An 18,859-nucleotide genomic window follows, 5' to 3' on the forward strand; every position below is an offset into this window, starting at 1 on the left:
TGGTCTGCTCTCGGTATGCAGATTCAGGGCGTAATCCTCAAGACTCAGCTGACGAGCATCGAGCCGGGTCCCCGTCGCCGTCGTGCCTGGCTGCGTTCCGGGCAGATCAGGGCGGTGGGACAGTGGTACGTGACCCCGGAGGCTCCGGAGGATCTCGTCGCGGTGCTGGAGCTGGGTGTGCGCCCCACGTGCCTGGATGCTGCAGCTCTCCACGGACTATGGGTGCCCCTCGGGAGCGGTGTCCATGCGTATCGTCCTCGATCAGTCGAGGCGTCGTCAGCGGCGCTTGCGATCCCGATACGACGTCGGCTCGACCCTGAGACGAAGACGCTGATCCCGCTGAAGGACCCGGAGGATGGCGGGCCTCAGAGCACCCTGCAACCGCTGGTGCTGCACGCGCCGCGTCTACGGGCGTGGGTGGATGTCGATCCGGTCCCCGACGTCCCTCAGATCCTGGGCCACGCCGCTCGTTGCCTACCGGTCGTCAAGACGGCGATCCTCGTCGAGTCCGCGCTGAATCAGCATCTCCTCAGCCCCGTCGAACGGGAGCGTCTGCTTACGGGTCTCCCTCAGCGTTACCGGTTGCCATTGTCCCGAGTCCGCTCCGATGCGCAGTCCGGTACGGAGACGGCGGTGCGCTGGTGGTTGGAGGAACGGTGCGTCCAGGTCCGCAGCCAGGTGCAGCTGCTGCCCGACGTCCGGGTCGATCTGCTCCTGGGCACCAACTGGGTGATCGAATGCGACGGTCGGCAGTTCCACGACGATCCAGATCAGTATCAGGAGGATCGACGGAGAGATCTGGCGCTGTCGGCACACGGGTTCCGGGTCACGAGGCTGACGTGGGAGCAGGTGTTCCTGAACTGGAAAGCAACCGCGCAAATGTTGCAGACGATGCTCCGACGTCGGGACCACCGCCGTGCCCTGCCCCGATGACAGCTTGGTTCGGTGCCACGGCGGTCTGGTCCGGTGCTGTGTGGTTGGTACTGCCCTGCCCTGGGCTGGCCTGCCCTGAGCTGGCATGGCCTGCCCTGCCCTGCCGGCTTTCGATCCGATGCGACACGGCTGGGCCGATGGTGAGGTGACCTGTCGATATCGCCAGGTCACATCACCATCAGCCCGTCTACGCCAGCCTTGCGGGTCTGGTGCCTGGCGGGCCCGGCGCCTGGCGTGCCCGGCACCCGCTGAGGGCGGTCAGCGGGCCGCCAGGGCGTCGATCAGGCCTTCGGCGCGGTCATGGAGAGGACGTCCAGGGCTGAGTCGAGCTGCTCCTCGGTGACCTCGCCGCGCTCCACGAAGCCCAGCGCGACCACGGCCTCGCGCACCGAGATCTGCTCGGCGACGGCGTGCTTGGCGATCTTCGCGGCGCTCTCGTAGCCGATGATCTTGTTCAGCGGGGTCACGATCGAGGGGGAGGCCTCGGCGTAGAAGCGGGCCTTCTCCTCGTTGGCGGTGAGCCCGTCGACCGTTTTGTCGGCCAGCACGGTGCTCGCGTTGGCGAGGAGACGGATCGACTCCAGCAGGCTCGTGCCCATCAGCGGGATCTGCACGTTGAGCTCGAAGGCGCCCTGGGCACCGCCCCAGGCGATGGCCGCGTCGTTGCCCACGATCTTCGCGCAGACCATGAGCACGGCCTCGGGGATCACGGGGTTGACCTTGCCCGGCATGATCGAGGAGCCCGGCTGCAGGTCCGGGAGCGAGATCTCGCCCAGGCCGGTGTTGGGCCCCGAGCCCATCCAGCGCAGGTCGTTGCAGATCTTCGTGATCGACACGGCGATGGTGCGCAGCGCACCGGACATCTCCACCAGGCCGTCACGGGCGGACTGCGCCTCGAAGTGGTTGCGGGCCTCGGTCAGCGGCAGTCCGGTCTGCTCGGCGAGGTTCGCGATGACCTTCTGCGGGAAGCCGGCGGGGGTGTTGATCCCGGTGCCCACGGCGGTGCCGCCCTGGGGGACCTCTGCCGTGCGGGGCAGGGCAGCCTCGACGCGCTCGATGCCGTAGCGGACCGCGGCGGCGTACCCGCCGAACTCCTGGCCGAGGGTGACCGGGGTGGCGTCCATCAGGTGGGTGCGGCCGGACTTCACGACGGCCTTCCATGCCTCGGCCTTGGTCTCGAGCGACTCGGCGAGGTGGGCGAGGGCGGGCAGCAGCTTCTCGACGACGCCGGCGGTGACGGCCACGTGCACCGACGTGGGGAAGACGTCGTTGGAGGACTGCGAGCAGTTCACGTGGTCGTTGGGGTGGACCTCGAGGGAGTCGGTGGACGCGAGGGTCGCGAGCACCTCGTTCATGTTCATGTTCGAGCTGGTGCCGGAACCGGTCTGGTAGGTGTCCACCGGGAACTGGTCGTCGTGGCCTCCGGCGATGACGGCGTCCGCCGCAGCGACGATCGCATCGGCGATGGCGCCGTCCAGCACGCCGAGGTCCTGGTTGGCGCGGGCAGCAGCCTTCTTGACCTGTGCAAGGGCGTGGATGTGGGCGGGCTCCAGGCCCTGTCCGGAGATCGGGAAGTTCTCCACCGCACGCTGGGTCTGTGCCCGGTACAGGGCCGAGGCGGGGACCCGCACCTCGCCCATGGTGTCGTGCTCGATGCGGTAGCCGTCCTGCGAGGCGGCGGGCGTGGACTGGGACATGGATGTGCCTCCCTGGTGTGGTCGTTCGGTGGTGCGGTTTCTGAGTGGTCGGTGAGGAAGAAGATCGGGACGTGGGGACGACGTGAGATCTGACGTCGACGGGGTGTGTGCGGGACTGAGCCGGTGCTGGAGCCGGTTCAGCCGAGCTCGTGGCTCCACGGCGGGTTCGCCCCGGCCCGGGAGACGGTGATGGAGGCGAGGATCGCGGCCCGACGCAGCACGCTGGCGATCTCGTCCGAGGGGAGCGTGGACAGCTGCTCCCGGTGCTCGGCACCGAGCAGGCTCTTCGCCGCGAGGGCATCGAGGATGCCGGCGGAGAAGGTGTCTCCGGCGCCGACAGTGTCGACGGCGTCGACCACGACCGGCGCGACCTGCACCCGGCCGGAGCCGTTGAAGCCCACGGCACCCTCGCCGCCGCGTGTCATGACCACCAGGGACGGGCCCTGGTGCAACCAGGACGCGACGACGTCCTCGAGGTCGTCGGTGCCGTACAGCCAGGCCACGTCCTCGTCGGAAGCCTTCACGACGTCGCTGAGGGCGATGTTCGCCTCGACCTGTCCGCGGACCGAGGCCGGGTCGCCCATGAGAGTGGGGCGCGCGTTGGGGTCGTAGCTGATCGTGGAGCGGTCGCGGCTGCGGCGCAGCACGTCCTCGATGGTCGTGGCCCCGGGGGACATCACGGCGGCGATCGAGGAGGTGTGCACCGCGTCGACCTCGCCGGGCAGACCCGACGGGTCCGGATCCCACACCAGATCGAAGGTGTAGGTCGCGGCGCCGTCTGCGTCGAGCGTGGCTTCGGCGGTCGACGTGCGGTCCTGGATCGAGCTTCCCGGGGTCAGCCGGACCCCGGAGTCGGCGAGGTGGGCACGGATCGCATCGCCCCGGGGGTCCGGGCCGATGCGGGTGAGCAGGTGGGCATCGTGGCCGAGGCGGCTGAGGGCCACGGCCACGTTCAGGGGGGATCCACCGGGATGCTCACGACGCGAACCGTCGGCTTCGACGACGATGTCGGTGAGGGCTTCTCCGGCGATGAGGAATCTCGCAGTCACCGCACGATCATTGCAGGTTTCCCCGGTCTGGGCGAACGGAAGGGGCGGTGCCACGGTCAGCGGCGAGGCGACCGCCTCGTACGGGCCCGGCACCATCCTGTGAACGGGCGTTCGCTGCACCGGCACAATAGGGGATATGCACGTGCCCCCTGACGACGCCCCCGAGACGCCCGACGAGTCTTCTTCGGGGCTTCCGCAGCCGCTTCCGCAGCCGAAGTCCGCCTACGAGCTGCCGTCCCGGAAGAACACCGTGCTGCGGAACATGGTGTGGGCGATCGCGCTCACGATGGCCCTCGTGGTCGTCATCGCGATCGCATTCTTCGGGGTGGGGAGCACGAGCGACCGCACCCCGCTGGAGAACTCGGAGCTCGACGTCGCGGCGAGCGCCGAGCGGGCGCAGGACGTCGCCGGCTTCCCCGTCGCCGCGCCGGCGATGGGGGAGGAGTGGTCGGAGCGGTCCGCCCGTTTCGCTGACGGCGACACTCCTCGCTGGCAGGTGGACTACACCTCTCCGAGCGATTCGCTGGTGACCCTCACCGAGGAGTCCGAGGTGAGCGCCACGATGCTGTCCGCCGCGCTCCCCGGAACCGTGGTCGAGGAGGAGCTGACGATCGGCGGCACCGACTGCAAGGCGCTCAGCGGCGGCGAGGACGGCGCCGAGACGGTCGGGATCTCCTGCGAGGGCGAGGACTTCGGACTGCTGGTCCACGGCGAGACGGACCGCGAGGAGCTGGCCGTGCTGGCCGAGGCCGCGCTCGCCGATATCACGGGCTGAGCTCGTCACACGGGCTGAGTTCGTCTCAGCGGCCGAGTTCGTCTCACGGGCAGAGCTCGGCGGCGTGGGTCAGCTGTCCTGACGGCGGGCGTTGACCGCGTCGTCCAGGCGGACCCGCGCGCCGTCGAGCCACTGCTGGCAGCGGCGGGCGAGCATCTCGCCGCGCTCCCACAGCCCGATGGAGTCCTCCAGCCCGCCCTGCCCGGATTCGAGTCGGCGCACCACCTCGACCAGCTGGTCCCGGGCGGCCTCGTAGGACAGCTCGGCGATGTCCGCGGGGAGCGGCGCATCATCAGCAGGTGTGACCTCGGGGGCCGGCGATGCGGTCACCTCGGGGTCCAGGGGTGGGTTCTCGGCGGGGGACTGGGTCATGGGGACTCCTCGGACGCTGGATCGGAACGGGTGCTGGAGCAGGGCAGATGCCGGAGCAGGGCGGATGCCTGAGCCTGGTATCAGGTCGGGGGTGCCGGGGGCGTGTACGGGTCGGTGTCGACGTGCTCGACGCCGAAGCGCCCGCCGGCGACCCGGACGGAGAGCGGATCACCGACAGCGGTCGCGTCGGGGGAGCGCACGATCGTTCCGTCGGGGCTCTGGACCACGGCGTAGCCGCGCTCGAGGGTCGCCAGCGGGCTCAGGGAGCGCACCTGGCGACCGAGGTGGTCGATCTCGTCGGCCGCCCGGTCGAGGCGGGCTCCGACCAGCGTGCGGGCCAGGGCGATCCGGGACCGGATCTCGTCGGCCCGGCCGGAGAGGATCGTGGCGGGGTTCTCCAGCACGGGCCGCGACCGCATCGCGTCCAGCGCGGACTGCTCCCGCTCGAGCCGGGCCCGGATCGCCGAGCGCAGGCGGGTGCGTCCCAGGTCGAGCTGGTCCAGCTCGGCCTGGATGTCGGGGACGACGCGTTTGGCGGCGTCGGTGGGGGTGGAGGCGCGGACGTCGGCGGCGAGGTCGATGAGGGGCGTGTCCACCTCGTGGCCGATGGCGGAGACGATAGGTGTCTTCGCCGCGGCCACCAGGCGGGTGAGCTGCTCGTCGGAGAACGGGAGCAGGTCCTCGAGGGAGCCGCCGCCGCGGGAGATGATGATGACGTCGACGTCGTCCCGGCCATCGAGCTCCTTCAGCGCGGCGGAGACCTCTCGCACCGCCTTGACGCCCTGGACCGCGACCTCGCGGATCTCGAACTCCACGGCGGGCCAGCGGCGACGGGCGTTGACGACCACGTCGCGCTCGGCGGCGGATTCACGCCCACAGATCAGCCCCACCACCCGGGGCAGGAATGGCAGCGGCTGCTTGCGGGCGGCCGCGAAGAGCCCTTCGGCGGAGAGGACTCGCTTGAGCTGCTCGAGGCGGGCCAGCAGCTCGCCGAGGCCCACGGGGCGGATGTCGTCGGCCTCCAGCTGGAGCGATCCGCGCTTGGTCCAGAAGGTCGGCTTGGCGTGGACGACCACTCGCGCACCCGCGACCGGCTCGATGGGCAGCGCGCGCAGCACGTGCTCACGGATCGGGACCGAGAACGACATGTCCACATCGATGTCGCGCAGCGTCATGAAGCTCAGCCCGGCTCCGGGGCGGCGGTTGAGCTGGACGATCTCGCCTTCGACCCACAGCGGGGACATCCGGGCCACGTACTCGCCGACCTTCACCGACAGCTGTCGAAGCGGCCAGGGATTCTCCGCCGTGGTCTGAGCGGCGGTGGCGGCCGGTGCGGGCCGGGGGGCGTCGCCGTCGCCTGCCTCCTGCGCGGAACTCGTCTCGGTCATGGGAACACTCTGGCACGCCGGTGGGACAGCTCGCTCGTCGAGCGCCGGATCGGGGACGACGGACCGGTGGGGAGGAAGCGTCGGATGCGGGTCGGCGGCATCGGCATGGCCCCGCGAGGCGTTCGCGAGACGCTCGCGAGGCACTCGCGCTGAGGGAACCCTGCCCGGCGTGGCCCTCGTACCGGTGACGTCCCTGTGGAGGTGTGGTGAGTCTTGCCGCACCTCTCTGCCGTTGTCCGGCGCCACCTCCTACGATGGAGCGGTGAGCAATGGAACCGTCCTTCTTGCCGAACCGCGCGGCTACTGCGCGGGAGTCGACCGGGCTGTGGTCGCCGTCGAACGAGCGCTCGAGCATTTCGACGAGACCGTGTACGTGCGCCACGAGATCGTCCACAACAAGTTCGTGGTGGACCGTCTCAAGGAGAAGGGCGCCGTCTTCGTCACGGAGGTCGACGAGGTCCCCGAGGGTGCCCTCGTGATCTTCTCCGCCCATGGCATCTCGCCGAGGGTGCGGGAGATGGCCGAGGAGCGGAACCTGCGCACCATCGATGCCACCTGCCCGCTGGTGACCAAGGTGCACAAGGAGGCCGTGCGCTTCGCACGGCAGGACTACGACATCCTGCTGGTGGGCCACGAGGGCCACGAGGAGGTCGAGGGCACTGCCGGCGAGGCCCCGGAGCACGTGCAGATCGTCAATTCGCCCGAGGATGCGGTCAACGTGACCGTGCGCGACCCCGAGAAGGTCGTCTGGCTCTCGCAGACCACCCTCAGCGTCGACGAGACGATGGAGACCGTCGACCGCCTGCGCGAACGCTTCCCCACGCTGCAGGCCCCGCCCAGCGACGACATCTGCTACGCCACCCAGAATCGCCAGGTCGCGATCAAGAAGATCGCCCCGGACGCCGATCTGGTGCTGGTCGTCGGCTCCCCGAACTCGTCGAACTCCGTGCGCCTCATGGAGGTCGCCAAGGAGGCCGGTGCGAAGGCCTCCCACCGCATCGATTCCGTGTCCGAGCTGCGCGACGAGTGGTTCGAGGGCGTCGGGACCGTGGGTGTGACCTCCGGTGCCTCCGTGCCCGACGTGCTGGTCCAGCAGCTGCTGGCCGAGCTCTCGGAGAGGGGCTACGGCGACGTGAAGCCGGTGCGCACTGCGACCGAGGACCTCATGTTCTCCCTGCCGCGCGAGCTGCGCCAGGAGATGAAGACCCGGGGTGTGGCCGACCGCCGTACGAAGCCCACCGGGGACGGCGCCACCGCAGAGTCCTGACCTGCAGATCGCGCAGGCCGCTCAGCCCGCGCGGTTCTCACGCGAGGGCAGGGACTTCGGGGCCGACGCGGGCGCGGCGAGATCCGCGATCTCTGCCTCCTCCAAGGTGCGGGCGCGACGGGTGAGCTGGTCGACCTCGTCGACCGCGGTGCCGGTCAGGCCCAGGTCCTCGAAGCGGCGAGCGGTGACCATAACCCGGGTCTGCAAGGATCCGACGGCCTCGTTGAACGCGGCGACCGAGGAGTCCAGCGAGCGGCCCACCTTGCCCAGGTGACCGGTGAACGTGCCCAGGCGGTGGTGGAGCTCGCGACCCGCGTCGAGCACCTCGCGGGCATCACGGTTCAGAGCGTCGGTGCGCCAGGTGTGCGCGACCGTGCGCAACAGTGCCACGAGCGTGGCGGGGGAGGCGATCACGACGTCCTTGCTGAAGGCGTCGTCCAGCAGGGTCGGGTCCGTCTCCAGCGCTGCGGCGAGCACCCCGTCGCTGGGCACGAACAGCACGGTGAACTCCGGGGTGTCTCCGAGCGCCTTCCAGTACGCCTTGGAGGAGATGACGCCGACGTGGTGGCGCAGCGCCTTCGCATGAGCCTTCCGACGGGTCGAGGCGCGCACGGGATCGGTCTCCTCGGTCGCGTCGAGGTAGGCGTCCATCGGGGCCTTCGCATCGATCACCACGTGCCGGTCCCCGGAGAGATGCACGACCAGGTCGGGCCGCTGCCCGGCATTCCCGTCGGCCCGTGTGCCGGCGAGCTGCTCGGTGAAGTCCACGTGCTCGAGCATCCCGGCGGCCTCGACGATCCGGCGCAGCTGCACCTCGCCCCAGCGGCCGCGCGCCGTCGGGGCTCGAAGTGCTGCGGTGAGTGCGCTGGTGCCGGTCTCCAGGGACTGCGCCCGCTGCGCGAGCTGCGCGAGGTGGGAGCGCAGCGCCCCTTCGGCCTCCAGCCGGGCGGCCTCGGAGCGGGCCAACGAGCGCTCCAGGTGGGCGAGGGTGGTGGTGATGGGGGCAAGTGTGCGCTGCAGCTCGACCTCGCGCTCCTCCTCGGCCGCGTCGCGGCGGGCGACATCGCGCTCGTGGCGCTCGTCGGCCAGACGCAGCAGGTGACCGGAGGCGTCCGTCCCGGCGCGCTGCTGCTGGTCGAGCGTCCGGACACGCTCGCGCATCACGAGCCAGCTGACGACGGCTCCGAGCGCCGCACCCAGCGCGATTCCCAGCAGGAGCATCTGTGTACCGGTCATGGTGTCAGCACATCACGGGGGTGTGACGGACGAGCGACGCCACGCCTGCCCGGCCTGTGCACCGGGCGTCCGGAGCGGTCGTTCAGCTCTCGTCCGTCTCCTCGACGATCTGGATGTCATCGAGGAGCCAGGAGCCGTCCTGGCGGACGAGGATGCAGTCGAAGGCCCCTTCAGAGACGTCGGAACCATCGGTCAGCGTCTCCGAGACGCGCACCGTCGCCCGGTCCCCGTCGACCTCGGAGCTCACGATCTCGTCCTCGAACTCGAGGCCGTCCTCCTCCTGCTGTTCGATGTCGTCGCTCCACACCTCGCAGGTGTAGTCCTCGCCCTTGAACTTCTCGGTCGTGACCTCCTCGAAGGTCTCGCAGTCCGCCGAGTTCCACGCTGCGAGGTACTCCTCGATGACATCCTCGGGCGTCTGCCGCAGGGCGAAATACCAGACGGCACCCGCCACGAGCGCGAGGACGACGACGATCGCGATGAGCGCGCAGACGCCTCCCAGGATCCACGGGAGGGGGGAGCGTGACCTGCCCCCGGTGTGCGTGCTGTCCGGATGAGGAGCCATATCGCCACCCTAGGGAGTTCGGGGCGTTCGCGTGCCCACTTCGGGAACTCCGGCCAGGCCGACCACGACGTCTCCAGCGGCGCATGGCCCGTGATCAGAGGGCTTCGGGCTCCTGGATGATCGTCGTGCTGTCGAGCCGCCAGCTGCCGTCCTCGCGGACGAGATGGATGTCGAAGATCCCTTCGGTGCTCTCTGACCCCTTCGTCGTCTTCTCCTCGACGTGCACCGTCGCGCGATCTCCGTCGACCTCGGAGCTCACCACCTCGTCGTGGTACTCGATGCCCTCTTCCTTCTGCTGGGCGATGTTCTCCTGCCAGAACTCACAGGTGTACTCCTCGCCCCGGTAGGCCTCGGTGGAGACCTCCTCATAGCGTTCGCAGTCGGCGGCCTCCCAGGTCGCGAAGTAGTCTTCCACCACGGACTGTGGGGTCTCGCGCAGGGCGAAGTACCAGACGGCGCCCGCCGCGAGCACGAGGACGACGACGATCGTGATGAGCGCGCAGACTCCTCCGAGGATCCAGGGGAGGAGCCTGCGAGATCTGTTCGGAGGGCGTGCAGGGTCGGGATGAGGAGCCATGTCGCCACCCTAGACAGATCGGTGCGCCGGCGAGAGGGGTCCGGGGACTCCGCTCAGGCGGCGGTGGCGCGATCCCGGGCGGCCTGCACCTCGCCCATGTTCTCCGTGGCCCATGCGACCAGCACGTGCAGCGGATCCAGGAGCGAACGGCCGAGGGCTGTCAGCTCGTACTCGACGCGAGGGGGGATCTCCGGGAACGCGGTGCGCAGCACCAGCCCGTCGGCTTCGAGAGCCCGCAGGGTCTGGGTGAGCATCTTCTGGGAGATTCCGTCGACGCGGCGGGAGAGCTCGGAGAAGCGCAAGGGGCCGTCCTCGAGGAGGCCGACGACGAGCACGGTCCAGCGGTCGCCGATCCGATCCAGCAGCTGGCGCGAGGGGCAGTCGCGCGCGTAGGGGTCGTAGTCGAGCAAGGCCATGGCAGCGGCTCCTGATTCTGGTCGGGGCAGCAGCGACGCGGGGACTCACCCAGCGAATGCTCGCGCACTGAGGACGGTTACTGCGAAGTGCCTACTTCCCTACAGAGACTAGGTCACCTACAGTGAGTGTCAAGCCCACGACGACAGTCGTGGAGGGGGACGTCAGTCCTCGTATCGATCATCGCGCTCGGCAGAGCGCCCGGAAGGAGAGCCCATGGCTCGCATCATCGTTCTCGGCGGCACCGGATACGCCGGAGGCCATCTCGCCGCAGAAGCCGCCGGTCGTGGCCACCAGGTCCTCGCCGTCAGCCGGACGGCCGCCGAGCAGCCCGTCGACGGCGTGGAGTACCGCACCGGTGATGCTCGGGACGAGGCGTTCCTGGCGAGCGTTCTCGACGGCGCCGACGTGGTCGTCTCCGCCCTCGCGCCCCGCGGCGACATGGCGGACAAGGGGGCCTTCCGCGCCCTGCAGTCCACCTTGGCGCGTCTCGCGGCGGAGAAGAACGTGCGGCTCGGCGTGATCGGCGGCGCCGGGTCGCTCCTGGTTGCCGAGGATGGCCCGAAACTCGTGGACACGCCCGAGTTCCCGACCGAGTTCGCCGAGGAGCCGCGCGTGCTCGATGCCGTCCTGCAGGACCTGCGGGAGTCCGACGAGAGCGTCGACTGGTTCTTCCTCAGCCCTGCCGGCGGCTTCGGATCCTTCGCCCCTGGCGAGGCGACTGGCATCTACCGCGTGGGCGGAGAAGTGCTGCTCACCGATTCCAACGGCACCTCGTTCATCTCCGGTGCGGACCTCGCGCTCGCGCTGGTCGACGAGATCGAGAAGCCCGCGCATCGCCGCGAACGCTTCACCGTCGCGTACTGAACCTGCTCCCGTGGTTCGGTGAGACCAGTGGCTCATCGTCTCCGGGCACGGGCTCCGCACAGGCCACGTAGAATCACGTCCCGTGGCTCTTACTATCGGAATCGTCGGTCTGCCCAATGTCGGCAAGTCCACCCTCTTCAACGCCCTCACCCGCGCTGAGGTCCTCGCAGCGAACTACCCGTTCGCGACGATCGACCCCAACGTCGGCATGGTCCCGCTGCCCGACCCGCGACTCGGCCAGCTCGCCGAGGTGTTCGGCAGCGAGAAGCTGGTCCCGGCCAGCGTCTCCTTCGTGGACATCGCCGGCATCGTCAAGGGCGCCAGCGAAGGTGAGGGCCTGGGTAACAAGTTCCTCGCCAACATCCGCGAGGCCGATGCGATCTGCCAGGTCACCCGCGCCTTCGCCGATCCCGACGTGACGCGTGTGGAGGGCTCCACCGACCCCTCCAACGATATGGAGGTCATCACCACCGAGCTGATCCTGGCCGACCTCCAGACCATCGAGAACTCGATGCAGCGCCTGGAGAAGGACACCAAGCGCGGACTGGTCGACGCCGCCGTGCTGCCCAACGTCGTCAAGGCGAAGGCGCTGCTGGAGACGGGCAAGACGCTCTACCAGGGCGCCGACGACGCCGGCGTCGATGTCGCCGCACTGCGCGAGCTGCAGCTGATGACCGCGAAGCCCTTCATCTACGTGTTCAACACCGACGAGGAAGGCCTCGCGGACGCCTCCTCGCAGAAGGCCCTGAAGAACCTGGTGGCCCCCGCCGAGGCGATCTTCCTGGACGCCAAGTTCGAGGCCGAGCTGATCGAGCTCGACGAGGACGAGGCTGCCGAGATGCTCGAGTCCACCGGTCAGGAGGAGTCCGGCCTCGCTCAGCTCGCCCGCGTCGGCTTCGACACCCTGGGCCTGCAGACCTACCTCACCGCCGGCCCCAAGGAGTCCCGCGCCTGGACGATCCCCAAGGGCGCCACCGCCCCGCAGGCCGCCGGCGTGATCCACACGGACTTCGAGCGAGGCTTCATCAAGGCCGAGATCGTCTCCATCGACCACCTCCTCGAGGCCGGCTCCATGGCCGAGGCCAAGGCCAAGGGCAAGGTGCGTATCGAGGGCAAGGACTACGTCATGAAGGACGGCGACGTGGTGGAATTTAGGTTCAACGTATAAAAATGCCGCCTGAATAGGGTTTTCGTCTCTTCTGCCTCAAGCCGAGGAATTTGCCGGAGTTCCGATCTAGCGTGCGCAACCAGGCGAGTAAGTGCCTCAACCGCTTAGGTCGTTGGCATTCCGCGGTATCCAGTAGGCGTGACCCACACATGAGCGGTAACCACTTGTCGCCCGCTGTCTCGGGCGTTACGCAGAGACGGTGCGTTGTCTGGATGGATATGCCCCCAAAGCACATCGTTAGTGTTCGCCGGCACTTGTCGCGTCAGCCGCTGTAAGGCGGCGATGCCCACACGTTGTCCGCGATGTGCTGAATTGAGGGCGATCTCCTGCATGCAGAAGCCAGTGAATCCGTAGGAATCATCACGCTCTGCGGCCACAATGCCCGCTGAGGTGCCACCCACGCGAATCTCGAAAAGTAGCCCTTCTTCCGCGGCATCCTCAAGCGACTCTGCGTCAGCCGGCACGGCCCACTGGCCCAGTTGCGGCCGTGATGGCTTTAGTGCTTCGTAGATTGCCGCGACGCGTTCTGCTGCTTCTTCCGGAGCGCAAGCAACGAGAGTCACATCGTCGTAGCGGTCGGCCAGAGGCTGCTCGCGCATCTCGGCTACGGGGCGTGCCACGATCAGCAGATCTGGCGTAGCTTGTCCAACATCCATACCCGAACCAGTGAGCGCTCGAAGTCGCTGTTCCGGGTCGGGTAGGTTGACGCGCATGCACAGCGGCGAGAAGGCGTCGAAGCTCGGCAAAACATCACCGAGAGCGGCAAATCCCAATGGTTCAGGCGGCAGTGATGTTGCGATTATGTCCACGAATGGCTTCTCAATGTCTCGCCCCCGGAACCGAATACCCGCGACGGCCCAATGTCCGTTCGGCAGTTCCACGCGTCTGTTCGCCCACGCGAGGGGGTCTTGGACGGGGAGCTGAACCATGTCCCGGATCTGGCCGCCCCACTCAGAATCTCCGACGAGGGCGAGGTTTGGCTCCAGCCATTCTGCTAGATTCGTCCGCCACTGTGGCGACCAGTTCTTGATCTGCGAGGAAGTCCATCGCTCGGCCGCTTCTAGTGCATGCGCATCAGGGGTAGTCATCCGGATGAGAATATCAGATATTGAGCATATAATCTGGCTGGTTCGCAGAGCGGCCAGGGAGCGTCTCGCCGTCTTGCGCAGCATCTAACTCGTGTCTGGCGGCAGAGGTTGGTATGTGCGGCGACGTGGTGGAGTTCCGGTTTAACGTGTAAGGCACGACGGTTGGTCGCCGGCATCCGGCGTCCAACTCACGACGGCCCATACATCCTCTGTTCGTACACTGTGTCAGTGTGAGCACGAACGGACGAGACGGTCGAGCGGATGCGATGGTGCCTGCGTTGTCCGCTGTCCGGTCCTGGATTCGGAGACACTCTCGCATCGTGGATGCGGTCATCATGGCAGTCCTTTTCCTCTACGACGCCATGAACCTCGGTGTGCAGCACGTGGGCCTCGAGGTGATCTCGCAGGCGGGCCTGATCTTTGCCCTGGTTCTCTCAGCGTGGATGTGTGTCGCGTACGTCTGCCGACGGCAGTCACCATGGAGATTCGCGATCGGCATCTACGCCGCTGCGTGGGGCTACGTGGTGCTGGGCGTTGGCCTGTCCCCGGCACCGATCGTCGTCATGGCTCTGATGATGTACCACCTTGCAGGCTCGAAGGGCTGGAAGGCGGCTTGCGTCGCGACGACGCTGGCGACGGTCTGGGTCGTCGCGGCGGCGCAGCCGCTCCTAGTCATGGGCTACATCCGGATCGGCGAGGTGGGAGTCCTCGTCATGGCAGGATGTCTCATCAGTGTGACCGGGCTGCTCGCTCGAGCGCGGCACGAGCGGATGCGGGCATTGGAAGAGCGCACCGATCAGCTCAAGCGCGAGCGCGACACGCGGGAGGCGATCGCGGCAGCCGAGGAGCGTGCGCGGATCGCCCGCGAGATCCATGACATCGTCTCGCACAGCCTCGGCACGATGGTCGTCATGGCGGATGGCGCGGCGCAGACGGTGGCCTCGAGTCCTGAGCAGGCCGGGCATGCGATGGAGCGGGTGCGTGACACCGGGCGCGATGCGATGGGGGAGATGCGGCGGATGCTCGACGTGCTCCGCGACGACAGCAGCGCGTCGCGTACCCCGCAGCCCGGCCTCGGTCGTCTCGACCGACTCGTGGACGAGACACGGCAGACGGGCCTGCGCGTGGACCTCCACATCGAGGGGGAGCCGGTCGCGCTGCCGGCCGGTCTGGACCTGGCCGCCTTTCGGATCGTGCAGGAGTCATTGACGAACGCACGCAAGCACGGCGATCCGTTGCTGAGCGTGGTCACGGTGACCCTCTCGTACGCCCCGACCGAGCTCTCGCTGCGCATCGTCGACGACGGGTCCCCGGCGGCCACCGGCAGCGCGGCTGAGGTTCCCTGGACGACCGGACATGGCCTCGTCGGCATGCGGGAGAGGGCCAGTGCCTACGGCGGATCGCTGGAAGCAGGGCCTGGGCCCGGTGGCGGGTTCGAGGTCCGTGCCTTCCTGCCGATCGGAGAAGAACGATGAGCGATGACACCCCGATCCGACTGATGCTGGTCGATGACCAGGAGATGTACCGGACCGGCTTCCGCATGGTGCTGAGCACCTGGCCGGAGTTCGAGGTCGTCGCCGACGCCGAGGACGGCCAGGCTGCGCTCGAGATGCTGACCGACCTCGAGGTCGACGTCGTGCTCATGGACGTGCGGATGCCGCGCATGGACGGCGTCGAGGCCACACGGCGGATCCACGAGGCCGGCGGGCCGCGTGTGCTGGTGCTCACGACCTTCGATCTCGACGAGCATGCCCACGACGCGATTCAGGCCGGGGCCTCGGGCTTCCTGCTCAAGGACGCCCCGCTCGAGGAGCTCGCCGCGGCCATCCGTCACGTACATGCCGGCGATGCCGTCGTCGCACCGTCGACGACGAAGCGCCTGCTCGACCGCTTCGCAGCGCAGCGTCCTGCAGCTGCAGGCTCTGTACCGGACGAGCGGCTCGACGAGCTCACCGCGCGTGAACGGGAGGTGCTCGTGTGCACAGGGCGCGGGCTGTCCAACGCGGAGATCGCTGCGGAGCTGGTCATCTCGGAGAACACCGCGCGCGTGCACGTGCAGCGCATCCTCACCAAGCTCCAGTTGCGCGACCGGGTCCAGGCGGTCGTTCTCGCCCACCGCCTCGGCCTGGTCCCGCCCGCCACCTAAGCCAGCCCGGCGTAGTGCGGATCGACTAGCCGAAGATAGTCGCCTCGGCAGACGACACTGCCGTCGATCCTCGCGAGGGTGGAGGCATGTCCTTCATCGTCGAATCTTCGAACCTCACCAAGGCCTACGGCGGCCGCACCGTTGTCGACGGTCTCGACTTGCGCATCCCCGAAGGCAGCGTCTACGGCTTCCTCGGGCCCAACGGCTCGGGCAAGTCGACGACCATGAAGATGCTGCTCTCGCTCATCCGCCCCACCGGCGGCGAGGTCGAGGTGCTGGGCCAGCCGATGAACCGGAGCACCCGGCGGCAGCTGCTGGGCAGCATCGGCTCGCTCATCGAGTCCCCGCCCGGGTATGCGCACCTGACCGGCGCGGAGAACATGCGCATCGTCCAGCGCCTGCTCGGCCTCGACGACGCGCAGGTCGACTTCGCGGTCAAGACCGTGCGGATGCACGACCAGATGGGCAAGAGGGTTCGCGAGTACTCGCTGGGAATGAAGCAGCGCCTGGGGATCGCCATGGCTCTGGCCCGGCAGCCGAAGCTGCTCATCCTCGACGAGCCGACCAATGGCCTGGACCCTGCCGGCATCGAGGAGATCCGAGAGTTGCTGCGTCGGCTCGCCGACGGGGGAGTGACCGTCATGGTCTCCTCCCACCTGCTCGGCGAGGTCGACAAGACCGCGACGGTCCTCGGCATCCTCAGCCAGGGCCGGATGATCTTCCAGGGCACCCGGGCTGAGCTCTTCAGCGCTGCGACCCCCGACCTGCTCATCGACTGCTCGGATCCGCGGCGCGCGCAGTCCATGCTCGCCCGTGCCCACGGTGCACGCCTGGAGGATGCGACCGTTCGACTGGCCGGCGTCGACAGCGATCAGGCAATAGCCGGCATCGTCACGGGCCTGGTGGCCGAGGGCATCGGCGTCCACGGCGTCCGGCGCGACGAGCAGACGCTCGAGTCCGTTTTCATGGGCCTGACGGCAGGAGGTGGACTGTGAGCGCCGTCGTCGTCAACGAGTTCGCCAAGATGCGGCACCTGCACGTCGTTCTCCTCGTCGCCGTGCTCTTCGCCGTCGTCACTGGCATCGGCCTCTACGCGGCCGTGTTCAACCCCGACTTCGACCGCACCAGCGCATCGTCGTGGAACACGCTGCTCATGGGGATGGGGTCGGGATTCACCCTCGCCGCGCCCTTGCTGCTGGCGGTCGTCGCGAGCCGTCTCGTCGATGCCGAGCACCAGGGCGGCGGATGGCTGATGTCGGCGACGTCCGGGGTCACGCCCGGCGGCCTGTGCCGGGCGAAGCTGCTGGCCCTCGGGCTGCTCGTGGCCGGGGCCACCGTGCTCGTCAGCGCCGCGTTTGCCGCGGTCGGTCTCGCCGTCGGCATCGACGCTCCCTGGCCGGCTGGACGCTGGCTCGGTCTGACGGCGTGCCTGCTCGTTGTGAGCCTCGCGCTGCTGGCGCTGCACGTCGTGCTCGCCGCACGGATCGAGAACCAGCTCGTGGGCATTGGCCTCGGGCTGCTCGGTGCCGTCGTCGCGCTCATCTCGACGGCCGTGCCGACGTGGATCGCGCACCTGACCCCGTGGGGCTACTACGCGCTCTCGGCTGCCGCCGGCTACGTCGACGGCCAGCTGGCCGGCTTCGCGCCGTCCTACCTCAGCGTCCTCGGCCTCGCTGCCGTCGCGGCCGCGATCTTCGCCCTGTTCACCCGCTCGTTCGACCGCCAGGAGGTCTGAGATGAACGCCCTCGCTGCAGAATTCTCGAAGCTCAAGCGCTCACTGAGCTGGGGCGTCGTCATCCTGCTGCCCATCGTGCTGGTGGCCACCGGATCGATCATGACCCTCATCGACGGTCGCGGCCTCGACGACGGCTGGCACACGCTGTGGATGCGCTCGATCGTCTTCTACGGCCTCTTTCCACTCTCTGTGGGCATCGCGATCCTCGCCTCGCTGGTCTGGCGCGCCGAACACCGCGGCAGCAACTGGAACGCGCTGATGGCAGGACCCACACCGTCGCTGCAGATCGTCATCGCCAAGGCCGCCGTGATCTCCGTCCTGGTCGCGATCATGCAGGTCATCGCCGTGGTCACCACCGTGGCGCTGGGAAAGATCGGCTTCGGACTGCCCGGCTTCCTGCCGCCGGAGTATCTCGCGATCTCCCTGCTCATCATCCTCGCCAGCGTTCCCGTCGCCGTCCTGCAGTCCTGGCTGTCGATGCAGATGCGCTCTTTCGCCGCACCGGTCGCCGTCGCCTTCCTCGGGGCCGGGTTCTCGGCCTTCCTGCTCGTCGTCGGTCTCGACGCCGCGATCTTCATCAGCCCCTACGCGGCGCTGTCGAGGGCGACCCAGCTCGGCACGGCGACCTTCGCCGACACCGGCGACATCACCACCGGCGTGATCGCCGCGATCATCGCCGCCTGTCTGCTGCTGAGCACGCTCCTGGCAGCCGCGAACACCGTCGTGCTCGAGCGCGCCGACGCTCGCACCTGACCCGTACACACCACCAGCCCCACCGAACAAAGGAGACGACCATGACAGACCCCGCGCACGCCGAGACCGGGCGTGAGACGCCCGACTTCTGGAGCGACAAGAACAGCCCGAGCCCGGCCACGGACGTGCCCGCTGCGCCCGTCGACGCCGACCAGCCCCACCGACCGCGGCGCTCGGGTCGCGCGTGGATCATCGCCTCGCTGATCATGAACGTGCTGGCCGTGGTCGGCGCGATCGTGCTCCCGCACTTCATGGCGGTCCTCGCCATCGCTGCCGCCGTCTGCGCCTGGAACGGGATCCGCCTCAGCCGCGGCACCGGGACGCCGAAGCTCGGCATCGGCGCGCTCATCGCCTCCGTCGTCGTCTTCGTCGGCTGCGTCATCTACACGATCGTCATCGTCCAGCTCGGCTTCGCCTACTGGGAGGGGTTGCAGTGACCTCAGACGCGAGGGAGCGGGTCGGCGAACAGAAGTTTCTCGGTGTGGCGACGTGGTGGAGTTCAGGTTTAACGTGTAGTCGCGTTCCGCTTCAACGTCTGGTTCGAGTGCCCGGATCTTCCTGTGGGAGATCCGGGCACTCGATTATGCTCGACCACCAGGCAAGTCGCCGCGGGTTGGGCTAGCGAAATGCTCGGCTGATCGCGCTGCCAGTCTGAAACAGGGTGATCCACACCAGGTACTTTTGGATTGGACGCAGCGGCCATGCGACAAGTCCTCGCCACCCTCGGCGTCGCGACCAGGACCTACTAACCTCGGGCTTTCATCGTTGAGGTGTCCGAGGGGTGGGTCGTGATGGGTGAAGGTGCTCCTGACCTGGAAGAATAGGGCT

20 protein-coding genes are annotated in these 18,859 nt (G+C 68.3%); 11 read left to right on the plus strand and 9 right to left on the minus strand.

Annotated elements, in window-relative coordinates:
- Positions 1-15: 15 nt before the first annotated feature.
- Positions 16-933 (plus strand): endonuclease domain-containing protein, encoded by a 918-nt coding sequence (locus tag ABD093_RS16915; RefSeq protein ID WP_343925966.1) that lies wholly within the window; start codon positions 16-18, stop codon positions 931-933.
- 281 nt (positions 934-1,214) lie between these two features.
- Here ABD093_RS16915 and ABD093_RS16920 read toward each other — a convergent pair whose 3' ends face one another.
- Entirely contained in the window at positions 1,215-2,630 is a 1,416-nt protein-coding gene (locus ABD093_RS16920) for a class II fumarate hydratase (protein WP_343925968.1), read from the minus strand.
- Positions 2,631-2,767: 137 nt separating this feature from the next.
- On the minus strand, positions 2,768-3,679 hold the full coding sequence (locus ABD093_RS16925; protein ID WP_319021715.1) for a carbohydrate kinase family protein: 912 nt from the start codon (positions 3,677-3,679) through the stop codon (positions 2,768-2,770).
- A 136-nt stretch (positions 3,680-3,815) separates the two neighbouring features.
- Here ABD093_RS16925 and ABD093_RS16930 point away from each other — a divergent pair, with 136 nt between their 5' ends.
- Positions 3,816-4,454, plus strand: a complete 639-nt coding sequence (locus ABD093_RS16930) for a DUF4245 family protein (RefSeq protein WP_343925970.1) — start codon at positions 3,816-3,818, stop codon at positions 4,452-4,454.
- A gap of 69 nt (positions 4,455-4,523) precedes the next feature.
- Here the strand turns inward: ABD093_RS16930 and ABD093_RS16935 are convergent, their stop codons facing one another.
- Both ABD093_RS16935 and xseA read right to left on the minus strand, forming a co-directional pair.
- Positions 4,524-4,826, minus strand: coding sequence for an exodeoxyribonuclease VII small subunit (locus ABD093_RS16935; RefSeq protein WP_193119500.1), 303 nt, complete (start codon positions 4,824-4,826; stop codon positions 4,524-4,526).
- Positions 4,827-4,906: 80 nt separating this feature from the next.
- Positions 4,907-6,214 carry an exodeoxyribonuclease VII large subunit gene (gene xseA, locus ABD093_RS16940; protein ID WP_343925972.1) on the minus strand — a complete coding sequence of 436 codons (1,308 nt, stop codon included), beginning with the start codon at positions 6,212-6,214 and terminating at the stop codon, positions 4,907-4,909.
- A 262-nt stretch (positions 6,215-6,476) separates the two neighbouring features.
- Here xseA and ABD093_RS16945 point away from each other — a divergent pair, with 262 nt between their 5' ends.
- Complete coding sequence (locus ABD093_RS16945) at positions 6,477-7,481, plus strand: 4-hydroxy-3-methylbut-2-enyl diphosphate reductase (protein ID WP_343925974.1); 1,005 nt, start codon at positions 6,477-6,479, stop codon at positions 7,479-7,481.
- A gap of 21 nt (positions 7,482-7,502) precedes the next feature.
- Here the strand turns inward: ABD093_RS16945 and ABD093_RS16950 are convergent, their stop codons facing one another.
- From ABD093_RS16950 to ABD093_RS16965, 4 genes are all read right to left on the minus strand, one after another.
- Positions 7,503-8,717 carry a DNA recombination protein RmuC gene (locus ABD093_RS16950; protein WP_226851068.1) on the minus strand — a complete coding sequence of 405 codons (1,215 nt, stop codon included), beginning with the start codon at positions 8,715-8,717 and terminating at the stop codon, positions 7,503-7,505.
- A gap of 82 nt (positions 8,718-8,799) precedes the next feature.
- The gene (locus tag ABD093_RS16955) at positions 8,800-9,282 is read right to left on the minus strand and encodes an Rv0361 family membrane protein (RefSeq protein ID WP_343925977.1); all 483 of its coding nucleotides are present in this window, start codon (positions 9,280-9,282) and stop codon (positions 8,800-8,802) included.
- Between the two features lie 94 nt (positions 9,283-9,376).
- Positions 9,377-9,859, minus strand: coding sequence for an Rv0361 family membrane protein (locus ABD093_RS16960; protein ID WP_343925979.1), 483 nt, complete (start codon positions 9,857-9,859; stop codon positions 9,377-9,379).
- A gap of 53 nt (positions 9,860-9,912) precedes the next feature.
- Positions 9,913-10,275: a winged helix-turn-helix transcriptional regulator gene (locus tag ABD093_RS16965; RefSeq protein ID WP_343925981.1), complete on the minus strand. Its 363-nt coding sequence runs from the start codon at positions 10,273-10,275 to the stop codon at positions 9,913-9,915.
- 214 nt (positions 10,276-10,489) lie between these two features.
- Here ABD093_RS16965 and ABD093_RS16970 point away from each other — a divergent pair, with 214 nt between their 5' ends.
- Entirely contained in the window at positions 10,490-11,140 is a 651-nt protein-coding gene (locus ABD093_RS16970) for an NAD(P)-dependent oxidoreductase (RefSeq protein WP_193119494.1), read from the plus strand.
- Positions 11,141-11,222: 82 nt separating this feature from the next.
- A complete protein-coding gene (gene ychF / locus ABD093_RS16975; protein WP_343925983.1) occupies positions 11,223-12,308 on the plus strand; it encodes a redox-regulated ATPase YchF in 1,086 nt (361 codons plus the stop codon).
- Positions 12,309-12,412: 104 nt separating this feature from the next.
- Here the strand turns inward: ychF and ABD093_RS16980 are convergent, their stop codons facing one another.
- On the minus strand, positions 12,413-13,396 hold the full coding sequence (locus tag ABD093_RS16980; protein ID WP_343925985.1) for a hypothetical protein: 984 nt from the start codon (positions 13,394-13,396) through the stop codon (positions 12,413-12,415).
- A gap of 335 nt (positions 13,397-13,731) precedes the next feature.
- On the opposite strand from ABD093_RS16980, the gene ABD093_RS16985 reads away from it, so the two are divergent.
- The 6 genes from ABD093_RS16985 (at position 13,732) to ABD093_RS17010 (ending at position 18,468) form a co-directional block, all read left to right on the plus strand.
- Entirely contained in the window at positions 13,732-14,871 is a 1,140-nt protein-coding gene (locus ABD093_RS16985; RefSeq protein ID WP_343925987.1) for a sensor histidine kinase, read from the plus strand.
- Positions 14,868-15,542, plus strand: a complete 675-nt coding sequence (locus tag ABD093_RS16990) for a response regulator (RefSeq protein WP_343925989.1) — start codon at positions 14,868-14,870, stop codon at positions 15,540-15,542. Before ABD093_RS16985 ends, ABD093_RS16990 begins: the two co-directional genes overlap by 4 nt.
- A gap of 86 nt (positions 15,543-15,628) precedes the next feature.
- Entirely contained in the window at positions 15,629-16,537 is a 909-nt protein-coding gene (locus ABD093_RS16995) for an ABC transporter ATP-binding protein (RefSeq protein WP_343925991.1), read from the plus strand.
- Positions 16,534-17,277, plus strand: coding sequence for an ABC transporter permease (locus tag ABD093_RS17000; RefSeq protein ID WP_343925993.1), 744 nt, complete (start codon positions 16,534-16,536; stop codon positions 17,275-17,277). Before ABD093_RS16995 ends, ABD093_RS17000 begins: the two co-directional genes overlap by 4 nt.
- Position 17,278: 1 nt before the next feature.
- Positions 17,279-18,031 (plus strand): ABC transporter permease, encoded by a 753-nt coding sequence (locus tag ABD093_RS17005; RefSeq protein WP_343925995.1) that lies wholly within the window; start codon positions 17,279-17,281, stop codon positions 18,029-18,031.
- Positions 18,032-18,072: 41 nt separating this feature from the next.
- Entirely contained in the window at positions 18,073-18,468 is a 396-nt protein-coding gene (locus ABD093_RS17010; RefSeq protein ID WP_343925997.1) for a hypothetical protein, read from the plus strand.
- Positions 18,469-18,859: the final 391 nt, after the last annotated feature.

The sequence above is a fragment of the Brachybacterium tyrofermentans genome (assembly GCF_039526165.1).
GTDB lineage: Bacteria > Actinomycetota > Actinomycetes > Actinomycetales > Dermabacteraceae > Brachybacterium > Brachybacterium tyrofermentans.

Bases quoted from the DNA above. Each gene is read 5' to 3' on its own strand.
- ABD093_RS16960 (WP_343925979.1), bottom strand. From the start codon at position 9,859: ATGGCTCCTCATCCCGACCCTGCACGCCCTCCGAACAGATCTCGCAGG.
- ABD093_RS17005 (WP_343925995.1), top strand. From the start codon at position 17,279: ATGAACGCCCTCGCTGCAGAATTCTCGAAGCTCAAGCGCTCACTGAGC.
- ABD093_RS16965 (WP_343925981.1), bottom strand. From the start codon at position 10,275: ATGGCCTTGCTCGACTACGACCCCTACGCGCGCGACTGCCCCTCGCGC.
- ABD093_RS16995 (WP_343925991.1), top strand. From the start codon at position 15,629: ATGTCCTTCATCGTCGAATCTTCGAACCTCACCAAGGCCTACGGCGGC.
- ABD093_RS16980 (WP_343925985.1), bottom strand. From the start codon at position 13,396: ATGACTACCCCTGATGCGCATGCACTAGAAGCGGCCGAGCGATGGACT.
- ABD093_RS17010 (WP_343925997.1), top strand. From the start codon at position 18,073: ATGACAGACCCCGCGCACGCCGAGACCGGGCGTGAGACGCCCGACTTC.
- xseA (WP_343925972.1), bottom strand. From the start codon at position 6,214: ATGACCGAGACGAGTTCCGCGCAGGAGGCAGGCGACGGCGACGCCCCC.
- ABD093_RS16985 (WP_343925987.1), top strand. From the start codon at position 13,732: ATGGCAGTCCTTTTCCTCTACGACGCCATGAACCTCGGTGTGCAGCAC.
- ABD093_RS16990 (WP_343925989.1), top strand. From the start codon at position 14,868: ATGAGCGATGACACCCCGATCCGACTGATGCTGGTCGATGACCAGGAG.
- ABD093_RS16920 (WP_343925968.1), bottom strand. From the start codon at position 2,630: ATGTCCCAGTCCACGCCCGCCGCCTCGCAGGACGGCTACCGCATCGAG.
- ABD093_RS16950 (WP_226851068.1), bottom strand. From the start codon at position 8,717: ATGACCGGTACACAGATGCTCCTGCTGGGAATCGCGCTGGGTGCGGCG.
- ABD093_RS16930 (WP_343925970.1), top strand. From the start codon at position 3,816: ATGCACGTGCCCCCTGACGACGCCCCCGAGACGCCCGACGAGTCTTCT.
- ABD093_RS16915 (WP_343925966.1), top strand. From the start codon at position 16: ATGCAGATTCAGGGCGTAATCCTCAAGACTCAGCTGACGAGCATCGAG.
- ABD093_RS16955 (WP_343925977.1), bottom strand. From the start codon at position 9,282: ATGGCTCCTCATCCGGACAGCACGCACACCGGGGGCAGGTCACGCTCC.
- ABD093_RS16935 (WP_193119500.1), bottom strand. From the start codon at position 4,826: ATGACCCAGTCCCCCGCCGAGAACCCACCCCTGGACCCCGAGGTGACC.
- ABD093_RS16970 (WP_193119494.1), top strand. From the start codon at position 10,490: ATGGCTCGCATCATCGTTCTCGGCGGCACCGGATACGCCGGAGGCCAT.